Origin of the sequence: Sulfitobacter sp. HI0027 (genome assembly GCF_001634775.1) — a bacterium.
GTDB lineage: Bacteria > Pseudomonadota > Alphaproteobacteria > Rhodobacterales > Rhodobacteraceae > Sulfitobacter.
Window position 1 is genome coordinate 1 of sequence record NZ_LWER01000025.1, and the last position, 8,825, is coordinate 8,825.

General features: G+C 56.0%; 11 protein-coding genes and 1 pseudogene. 2 read left to right on the forward strand and 10 right to left on the reverse strand.

Features of this window, described 5'->3' with window-relative positions; genetic code table 11:
* The 8 genes and pseudogenes from A3722_RS01740 to A3722_RS01775 form a co-directional block, all read right to left on the reverse strand.
* Positions 1–370 (reverse strand): annotated as a pseudogene (locus A3722_RS01740) (transposase); the annotation flags it as partial.
* A gap of 60 nt (positions 371–430) precedes the next feature.
* A complete protein-coding gene (locus tag A3722_RS01745) occupies positions 431–763 on the reverse strand; it encodes a DUF2127 domain-containing protein (RefSeq protein WP_067625653.1) in 333 nt (110 codons plus the stop codon).
* Positions 760–1,359 (reverse strand): DedA family protein, encoded by a 600-nt coding sequence (locus A3722_RS01750; protein ID WP_067625651.1) that lies wholly within the window; start codon positions 1,357–1,359, stop codon positions 760–762. The genes A3722_RS01745 and A3722_RS01750 overlap by 4 nt, the downstream gene beginning before the upstream one ends.
* Positions 1,360–1,398: 39 nt before the next feature.
* Positions 1,399–2,427, reverse strand: coding sequence for a metallophosphoesterase family protein (locus tag A3722_RS01755; RefSeq protein ID WP_067625648.1), 1,029 nt, complete (start codon positions 2,425–2,427; stop codon positions 1,399–1,401).
* Positions 2,428–2,593: 166 nt separating this feature from the next.
* A complete protein-coding gene (locus tag A3722_RS01760) occupies positions 2,594–2,932 on the reverse strand; it encodes a PepSY domain-containing protein (protein ID WP_067625645.1) in 339 nt (112 codons plus the stop codon).
* Positions 2,933–3,019: 87 nt separating this feature from the next.
* Positions 3,020–3,448 (reverse strand): GtrA family protein, encoded by a 429-nt coding sequence (locus tag A3722_RS01765; protein ID WP_067625643.1) that lies wholly within the window; start codon positions 3,446–3,448, stop codon positions 3,020–3,022.
* Entirely contained in the window at positions 3,448–4,443 is a 996-nt protein-coding gene (locus A3722_RS01770) for a glycosyltransferase family 2 protein (RefSeq protein WP_067625640.1), read from the reverse strand. Before A3722_RS01770 ends, A3722_RS01765 begins: the two co-directional genes overlap by 1 nt.
* A complete protein-coding gene (locus tag A3722_RS01775) occupies positions 4,440–5,960 on the reverse strand; it encodes an ArnT family glycosyltransferase (protein WP_236627319.1) in 1,521 nt (506 codons plus the stop codon). Before A3722_RS01775 ends, A3722_RS01770 begins: the two co-directional genes overlap by 4 nt.
* Positions 5,961–6,104: 144 nt before the next feature.
* On the opposite strand from A3722_RS01775, the gene A3722_RS01780 reads away from it, so the two are divergent.
* Positions 6,105–6,776 (forward strand): winged helix-turn-helix domain-containing protein, encoded by a 672-nt coding sequence (locus tag A3722_RS01780; protein WP_067625638.1) that lies wholly within the window; start codon positions 6,105–6,107, stop codon positions 6,774–6,776.
* Complete coding sequence (locus A3722_RS01785) at positions 6,769–8,142, forward strand: HAMP domain-containing sensor histidine kinase (RefSeq protein ID WP_082849313.1); 1,374 nt, start codon at positions 6,769–6,771, stop codon at positions 8,140–8,142. The genes A3722_RS01780 and A3722_RS01785 overlap by 8 nt, the downstream gene beginning before the upstream one ends.
* Before the next feature lie 147 nt (positions 8,143–8,289).
* On the opposite strand, the gene A3722_RS01790 is transcribed toward A3722_RS01785, so the two are convergent.
* Positions 8,290–8,511, reverse strand: a complete 222-nt coding sequence (locus tag A3722_RS01790; RefSeq protein ID WP_067625326.1) for a hypothetical protein — start codon at positions 8,509–8,511, stop codon at positions 8,290–8,292.
* Positions 8,512–8,513: 2 nt separating this feature from the next.
* Positions 8,514–8,825, reverse strand: a 312-nt coding sequence (locus A3722_RS01795; RefSeq protein ID WP_150120397.1) for a transposase domain-containing protein, incomplete at its 5' end; no start/stop codon positions are given.

An 8,825-nucleotide genomic window follows, 5' to 3' on the forward strand; every position in this document is an offset into this window, starting at 1 on the left:
CGGACCATCTTGCGGTCCGCCCCGGCAATCCGGCACGCCCGCCGTTCCGATAGCCCGAGAAGGGCCTTCAGATGCGCGACCGCCTCGCGCTTCACGGCAGGCGTCACCACTTTTTTGAAACCAGTTCCTTCATTGCAGCCAGATCGAGCATCTGCTCGGCCAGCAGCTTCTTCAGCTTGGCGTTCTCATCCTCAAGCGTCTTCAGCCGCTTGGCCTCAGACACCGTCATGCCGCCGAATTTGGCCTTCCAGTTATAAAAGGTGCCTTCCGACATGCCGTGCTTGCGGCACAAGTCCGCGCATTTTGCGCCTGCTTCGTGCTCGCCAAGGATGCCGATGATCTGTTCGTCCGTGAATCTCGTTCGCTTCATTGTCCGTCCTCAAGTTGGGCCGGACTCTAATCGACGGTGGAGGAAAAATCCCGTGGCAGGTCACGCCCATGCTGCACCGTAAAGCAGGGCCACGACAATCGCGATATGAAGTCCACCATGCGCCAGAAAGTAAGTGGTATAGAACGACATATCCGATGTTGGGATGACACCGACGAGTGACATGGCGCGGGTGGCGAGGAAATCATTCGGGTTTTCTACGAGTTCCGCGCGAAAGAGCCATTGGGTGAGGGCAGGAAGACGCTCTGCGGCCCCCGCGAAGATCGCCGCAGCCGTCGCCATTTGGAGAACGCCTAAGGCTGCTTTAGCGAAGAGGGTCACCGCAAACAATCGGTGGTTCAAGCTTTTTGAACTAAGCTGTGTCACCGCCGTCATTTTTCTACCTTGGGGCGGAGCAATCGCCAGACATAAAGCACAAATAGGCCTCCAAGCAGGACGTTTGTCACCGGATTGATCCACGTCTCAACTTTGGCAAACTGCGCTTCCAGCAGATAGCCTAAAATGGTGAGGGCGACCGTCCAGATCAGGCTGCCCAACCCGGTGTAGAGAAAAAATGGTAACAGCGGCATTCCTGTCATTCCAGCGGGGACGGATATCAGCGTTCGCACACCCGGCACCATTCGGCCCAGAAAGACCGCTTTGCCGCCATTGCGCCGAAACCACGCAAGGGATCGGTCGAGGTCTTGTTCTGAGATGGTAAGCCACCTGCCGTGCCGAGCGATGAGGCTGCGCAATCGTGCTTCGGATACAAATGTGCCGATCCAATACCACAGAAAGGCTCCGGCCGCCGAACCGATCGTGCCTGCGATCACTACACTGACGAAGGAGAGGTCACCGCTCGCCGCGAGATAGCCAGCGAAGGGCATGATGACTTCCGAAGGGATTGGGGGGAAGACGTTCTCGATCAGCATGAGGGCCGCGACGCCGAGGCTGCCCATGGAAGCCAGTAGCGATGTGATAAAGTCAAACATGGTCGGGCCTTTGCGGGTGGCTGTGCTGGACTGCGGGTGTCAACATTGGACCGTGCCGCTGTCTGTTTCCATTGATCCGGGACCGGTGAGGTAGGTCCAACTGGCCGTTTTATTTGAGAAGGTCAGCTTCAACATGCCTGTTGTCCCGGTAATTAGTCGCTCGGAGAAGGCCGCAGGCTTGAGGTTGCCCCGTGTGGATTTGCCACCGGCCCCTACCACGAAAGCGATCGTGCCGCCCTGATCCGGTTTGCCCTCGGCATTCAGCGGCGCAGTGCGTTCGTAGAAGTGGTTGTGTCCATGTAAGACAAAACGGACGCCTGCTTCAGCGACGAGCCGGAACAGCGCCCGCGCATCGCCACTTCGGCTGCGTGCCACGCTCGAATATGCCGGTTTGTGAAAATACGCCGCAGTGCAACTGTCTGTATGCGCTGCGAGCACTTCCTTTACCCATTCTGCCTGTGCAGATCCTGGGGACGCATCAATCTCGCTGTTCAGCGACAGGATCAACCAGTTCCCGGCTTTCAGAGCGTAATAGCCGTTTCGGTCTGGCCCCGCACGATCTTGCCAGTAGTCGTAGTAGGCATAGGCAAAAGGTGATTGGTATTCGTGGTTTCCGGGGGTTGGCCATGTGCGGGCCCATGCAGCTCCCCAATAAGGGTCGTAGCAATCTTCAAAGCCCACGGCTTCGCCGCGTTTGTAGACGAGATCCCCCAGGGCGAGCACCACCATCTCAGGATATTGATCCAAGATACTGGTGGTTTCGATCATGCCTTCGTTCGGCACGGCCTCTGCTCGGGGGAGACCAACCGCATAGCGCAGGTTTCTGTCCATTCGGCTGAGATAACCCCTGCTTGCACAAGAGGCGACGTCACCTGCTGCCAGAACAGAGAAAGGCGGCGTCACATCCAGTTTGTGGACCCGGTTATTGTCGAACAACTGCGATTGCGAAGGGCTGGCCAGTGACCGGGTGCCGGAAGCCGCGATGGAGAAAATCTGTCCTTCGGTTCCGCCAATCAGAACGAGGGCCGTTGCTGACGCCAGCAGGATTCGAAAGACGGTCTTTTTCATCGGGTTCTCCTTAAAAGCACCTGTAGAGTTTGGGGACTGATCAAAGGCTTACCGAAAGGTTACCAATTGGTAAGGTGTCGCTCAGATTGCCGGAGGCGCTTAGGATGAAGGGAAAGGAAAATTCCAGCGCGGCAGCAAGATGACCCTCCGCCGTGCCGGGGTAGATTTAGCCGTTGTCGTCATCTTCCTCGTCGTCATCGGCCATGTAGGGTCTCTGGGCGATCACGGTGCCATCATTGGCATTGATAAGTATCGCGGTCATGGACCCATCCGGGGCGACGGCGACTGCCTCGTAGACAGCCTTGCCATCCTCACTTTCGAATTCAATTGAGGCGATCTTGCCATCCACGCCTTCCAAAGCAACGGTGAGTGCTTTCTGGATGTCGATCTGCACTTCAGAGAACAGTGTCATTTCTTTCGCATTCTCTGTTTCAGCCAATGCCATTCCGGCCATCGCGACTGCACCAGCGGCAATCACTGTGGGAAGAGAAATCATACGTTTCATCGTGGTGTTCCTTCTTTGCACGGCCCCCAACTGGAGCCTCGCCTTAAAAATTAACCGACGCTTGTAGCCGGGAACGTCTCCACCAGATTACTGATTGGTTAGATTGGCAGACGGTTCCACATCGACCGGCCCGCCAGCTTTGTGCGGGGTGCGAAATGCCCAAAATCTGCTGAGTGCAAAAGTTAAAACCGCCGCGCACCCGGTTGAGATCCACAGGCTCACCGTGTCAGTAAGATCCTCTTCGGACAGCAACATGATCAGAAGCACTTCGTTAAAGGCAAAGCCGATCAGGGCGACAAGCGCAAATTTCCACAGCGCGCTTGATGCGCTGACCTCCTGATCAGCAAAGGAGAACCCGAGATGGCCGATAAAGCTGACCACGAAAGCGATTGTGAAGGCGAGCAGGTTCGCCAAAAGAGGATGCCAGGTCGACTGGATCAGCAGAAAGCCGATCATCATGTGAACGAAGGTCGCGAGCAGACCGACCATCCCGAACCGCAACAACTGGCGCCACATCACAGGTGCTCCGAATTTGCGGAAAAATCCTCTGCGATGATAAAGCCAGGACGGCCTTTGACCTCGGTAAAGACCCGCGAGAGGTATTCGCCCAACACACCGATGGAGATAAGCTGCACCCCGCCCAATAACATAACGGCAACCACAAGGGTCGACCAACCCGGCACGTCGATGCCGAAGATCAGGGTGCGGACGGCAATCCAGAGGGCGTAGAGGATCGAACAGGTAGCAATGGTCATACCTATCCCCGTCCAAACCCTTAACGGCCATGCGGTGAAGGACGTAAGGCCGGTCAAACCTAACTTAAACAAGCCAGCAAAGCCGAATTTAGAGGCTCCGGTCGCCCGCGGGGCCAACTCAATCGCCACAGCTTTGGTGCGAAAGCCGACCCAGCCATACAGCCCCTTCATAAAGCGATTGCGCTCAGGCAAGGCGCAGAGCGCATCGACAACCCGTCGATCCATGAGCCTAAAATCGCGCGCATTGGCTGGTATCGCGGTGTCGCTACCGATATTGAGCAGTGCATAGAATGCGCGGGTGAAGAGCCGTTTGCGCCATGTCTCGTCCCGGCGTTGCGCGCGGACGGCATAGACCATTTCATACCCCTCCGCGCGATGTTCCAACATGGTTTCGAGATGAGAAAGGGGTTCTTGGAGATCAGCATCCAGGATGACTACCGCCGCCCCAACGGTGCGCTCCAAACCGGCCATGATCGCCTGTTCTTTGCCGAAGTTACGCGACAGCCGCAGCACACGAAGAGGATATTGGGCACAGAGCGCTCGACTTTCCTTAAAGGTGGAATCGAAGCTGCCATCGTCGACAATGATGATCTCGAAACTACTAACCAGCCTGCGGGCATGCGCATCAACCTGAGCCACCGTCCTGGCTATATTGCCTGCCTCATTGAAAGCGGGGATCACAAAAGAAAGATCAGGAATAGGTTTCGGAGAAGGAACGATCTGAGGCTTACCAAAGCCTTCGGGGCGACGGTTCATGGTGTTACCTCCTGATCCAGATCTTCGACGAACAAAATACGATGCCCATAATGTCCGATAGAACCAAACTGCGGTCCCAAGAACGGAGCAAGTTCTGACGCAACGGACCTTGGGATCGCCACGGCATCGCGCAGCCCATTGTCAGCGAAGCTATCGAATTTCGCGGTTCGCTCGGTGAACTGGACCTGGCCCCGCGTATAGAACTCGGCCGAAAAGCTGCGACCGCCCCAATATGTAATCTGCACATCAGGGTCGAAACTTTGCGCCGCAGCTACCAAGGCGCGCTCGGACCGGTGGGTGACGCTTTCTGGCTGGTAGCGCGCCAGAATAGTCACCGTTAGAAATGCCGCCCCAACGAGGCCGATGGCCACGGCTGCGGCTCTTCGAGTCCACCACCCCGGCTGCCCCCTCACTTGAGCCCAAAGCGAGACCAGGAGAACCGCTGCGGCGGGAAGCCCGGGCAAAGCATAAGCCGGCAAAATGTTTGCGGCGGGCGTGAAGAGGATCAGCGGCGCGACGACCCAAAGTGCAAGATAGCTGTGCCAATCACGGTCACTGCCAGTCATTTCATTGACGCAAGATGCCGCCCGGGGAAGTAAGGCTATGAAAAACAAGCTCCACGGCAGAAACGTAGCCGAAGCATAGAGCCAGATCAGGCCTTTGGGCTGCTGATGGCCGGACCCGTAGAGATCCCCCTGCCAGCCCGGCACGACAAAGCGCTGGAAGTGTTCTCCAACAAGAAAATAGCGCAGGAAACCCGGCGTCTTGATCTCGGCCAGGATATACCACGGAAGGGTCAGCGCCGCCGCGATCAACAGCCCCGACAGCCAAGGAAACCCCTGTAATTCCCGCCAGCGTCCGGTCACCGCGAGCCACGGCAGAAGCGCGATCATCGTAATTACAATCGCGACCGGTCCCTTCGCCAAAAAACCGATCGCGATGCCGACAAAGAACCACCGTCCCCATGCCCTGCGAGAGGGGCTGTCCATCATACAGTTGTAGAAGCCGATCATGCTCAAAGTAGTGCCAAGCACCATGACCATGTCCGTCATCACGAAGGCCGACGCGCCAAAAAACATAAAAGATGAGGCGAGCACCGTGGTCACGACAAGAGCCTGATCTGCGCCTCGATGCTGGCGCACCCAAGTGAAAAGAAGGCCTAACACCCCCAATGACGCAGCAAATATGAATATCCGTGCGCCGAAGGCACCAACGCCAAAGAGCTTCATCCCCAAGGCAGACAGCCAAGTATGTAAGGGAGGTTTGCCCCAAAACGGGACGCCATAGTCGAACTGAGGTGTGACCCAGTCCCCGCTCTCGACCATCTTACGCGCGATCTCGGCATAACGGGCTTCTGTTGAATCTGTGAAAGGCCACCAGAACATTGCCAGCAGGCGCACAGCGAACAATGCCCCGAGTGCAAACAGCAGGAACCGTTGGTCACTGCGGGTTAAAGCGAAGCGCCTCTCACGCTCGTGCCGCACGGATATTGCGAATTTCGGATCTATTGCGACCATAATGCCCTGTCCTTTTTCTCAGGGCATAAGACGGTGGTGGTCTGCGAAAGATGGTCGGCACTATACCGATCCGTAATATTACGAAGATGGTGCAAAGCCGCAAAGCAAGCTATTTTCTCAATACCTTATGGAGCTTGGACGCAGATGCGGGTGCTTGTTGTAGAAGATGATGGCGAGACGGCTGAGTATATCTGCACCAGCCTAAAGGCGCTTGGTCATGTGACGAAACATGCGTCAGATGGCAAGCAAGGCTTCCTCGATGCGCTGGACAATGACTTTGATGTCATCGTAGTCGACCGGATGCTGCCCGGCTTGGATGGGTTGACCCTCGTGAAATCAGTGCGCGGCGCAAATGTTGATACGCCGATCCTATTCTTGAGCGCGCTCGGCGGTTTGAACGACCGGGTGAATGGATTGGAAGCCGGGGCGGACGACTATCTTGTGAAACCTTTTGCGTTTTCTGAGCTCTCCGCGCGCCTAACTGCACTTGCACGCCGCCCCCCGATGCAGGCCGAAGAAACGCGACTTCAGGTTGCCGATCTGGAGATTGACCTGATCCGTCATACTGTGTGCAGATCTGGTCAGGAGATCGCCGTGCAGCCGCGCGAGTTTCGCCTGCTATCCTATCTTATGAAGAACGCCGAGCGGGTGGTGACACGCACCATGTTGCTGGAATCAGTTTGGGATTTTCACTTCGACCCGAACACCAATGTCGTCGAAACGCATATCAGCCGTCTGCGCAACAAGATCGACAAACCCTTCGAGCAGCCGTTGATCCATACCGTTCGGGGCGCTGGATACAGCCTTCATGGATAACCCTAAGCGAAAAGGTCCTTCAGCGTTGCGGACATCCATACGGCTGTCTTTGCAATACTCGTTTCTCTATTCGGTGCTTTCTGCGCTCGTCTTCGCATTGGCCTACTGGTTCACGCAATACGAAGTCCAAGATTGGGTCCTCGATCAAATGCGCAGCGATGCGGCCACACTCGTTGAGATCTTTGAGTTGGGCGGCGATGAGGTGCTGGTCAACCGCGTCGATGCCCTCGCCGAAGTCAGTTTTCAAAATGCCCGGGTTTACCAACTTCTGAACGCCGAGGGCGCGATTGTTTCCGGCAACTTGTCCTCGACCGTTGAAAGCCCCTTGCCCGACTACCTTTCGGCACAAGAATTGCCGCTTGCTGGAGAGATTCACGACGAAGTCACTGGCTATTGGCTGCGCGCAGATGACGTCGGCCCTTACCGCCTGATCCAAGGGGCAGGCGACCATATCGTCTTGGAGATACTGGAAGCGCTCGGCATGGCTTTGGTGGTCGGCTATCTGGCAGTCGTAATCCTCGGTCTAATCGTCGGTATTCGGATCGGCCGCATTACCGAGCGACGGATTACGGCGATATCCAATACCCTCGCGGAGGTTTCCTCTGGCAACCTCGCTTCCCGTATTTCGACCGCCCCAAAGGCACGCGACGATCTTTCGCGGTTATCAACCGAGATCAATAGTATGCTCAATCAGATCAAACGCCTGCTCGAAAGCCAAGAACAAATCTCCAATGACATTGCCCATGACATGCGCACACCGCTTCAGCATCTTCGGCAGCGGTTGGAGACGCTGCGAGACAGTCCGACTATCAACCCGGGCGACATTTCTGCCAGCCTCGATCAAACTGAAGAAATCATAGCGACCTTCAACGCCCTTTTGCGCATCGCGCAGATTGAGGGGAGTGATCGTCGCGAAAGGTTTGCGTGGAACGACCTGCGTGAAGTCATAGGCAATGTTACTGAAGTTTTTGAACCTACGGCCGAAGATGCTGGCATTGAGTTGACCACTAAGATACCGGACGAACAGCTTGAGGTTGTTGGTGATGGAAATCTTCTGACGCAATTACTGTCGAACCTTGTCGAGAACGCGATCAAACATTGTCCGGCGGGGTCTAAAGTTCTGGTCTCGGGCGAGAATACCCCAGAAGGGCTGATCTTGCAGATAACTGACGATGGGCCGGGAATCGAATGCCGGGATCAAGACCGGATTTTTCACCGGTTCTTCAGAGGCGAAAAAAGCCGAAATAGTCCAGGGAATGGCCTTGGCCTGGCATTAGCAAAAGCGATCTGCGATCTGCATGGCGCGGAAATAACCGTGTCGGAGAATGATCCAGGAACAATTTTCGAGATCAATTTTCCGCGGTGAGTGCGAGCTGGATTTGAACATAGGCTTTCTTTGCCGCATTCAAGATACGCTGTCAGAATCGCCTAAAAGCAGACATTGCTCAAGTGAAAGAGCAATGCCACCTGCGGGTCGCTCTTGCGTAAGCATCCGGCGTAGGCCACAGGTAGGTCATCGCTCGCGATCACGGTCCATTTCGATGAGCTCTTGCAGGTTTTCGATCCCGATTGGAGTGAATGCGATGACACCGTCGTCGCTGGGACCGTAGACCCAGATTATACCATCTTCGGTTTCCATACCGGTGGCGAGATCAAAGATCTTATTGACGGTTTCGCCCAGTTCGACAGCGACGCGGTCGATTGTCTTGACGGAATACACCTTGTTCAGCTGCATGGTTAGGCTGCTTGTGGAAGGGATAGAGCTTTCCAGTTCCAAGGCAGAAGTTCATGCACGCGCGAGACGGGCAAGTCGGGCAGCCGGGCGAGAACATCGGCGAGCCAGGCCTGCGGATCGATGTCATTCATTTTGGCGGTGACGATAAGGGTATACATGGCGGCAGCCCGTTCACCGCCGCGCTCTGAGCCTGCGAAGAGCCACGACTTTCTGCCCAGTGCCACGCCACGTAAAGCGCGTTCGGCCGCATTATTCGTCAGACAGATATGCCCGTCATCGAGGAATGCCGTGAAGGCCTGCCAACGGCCACGCTT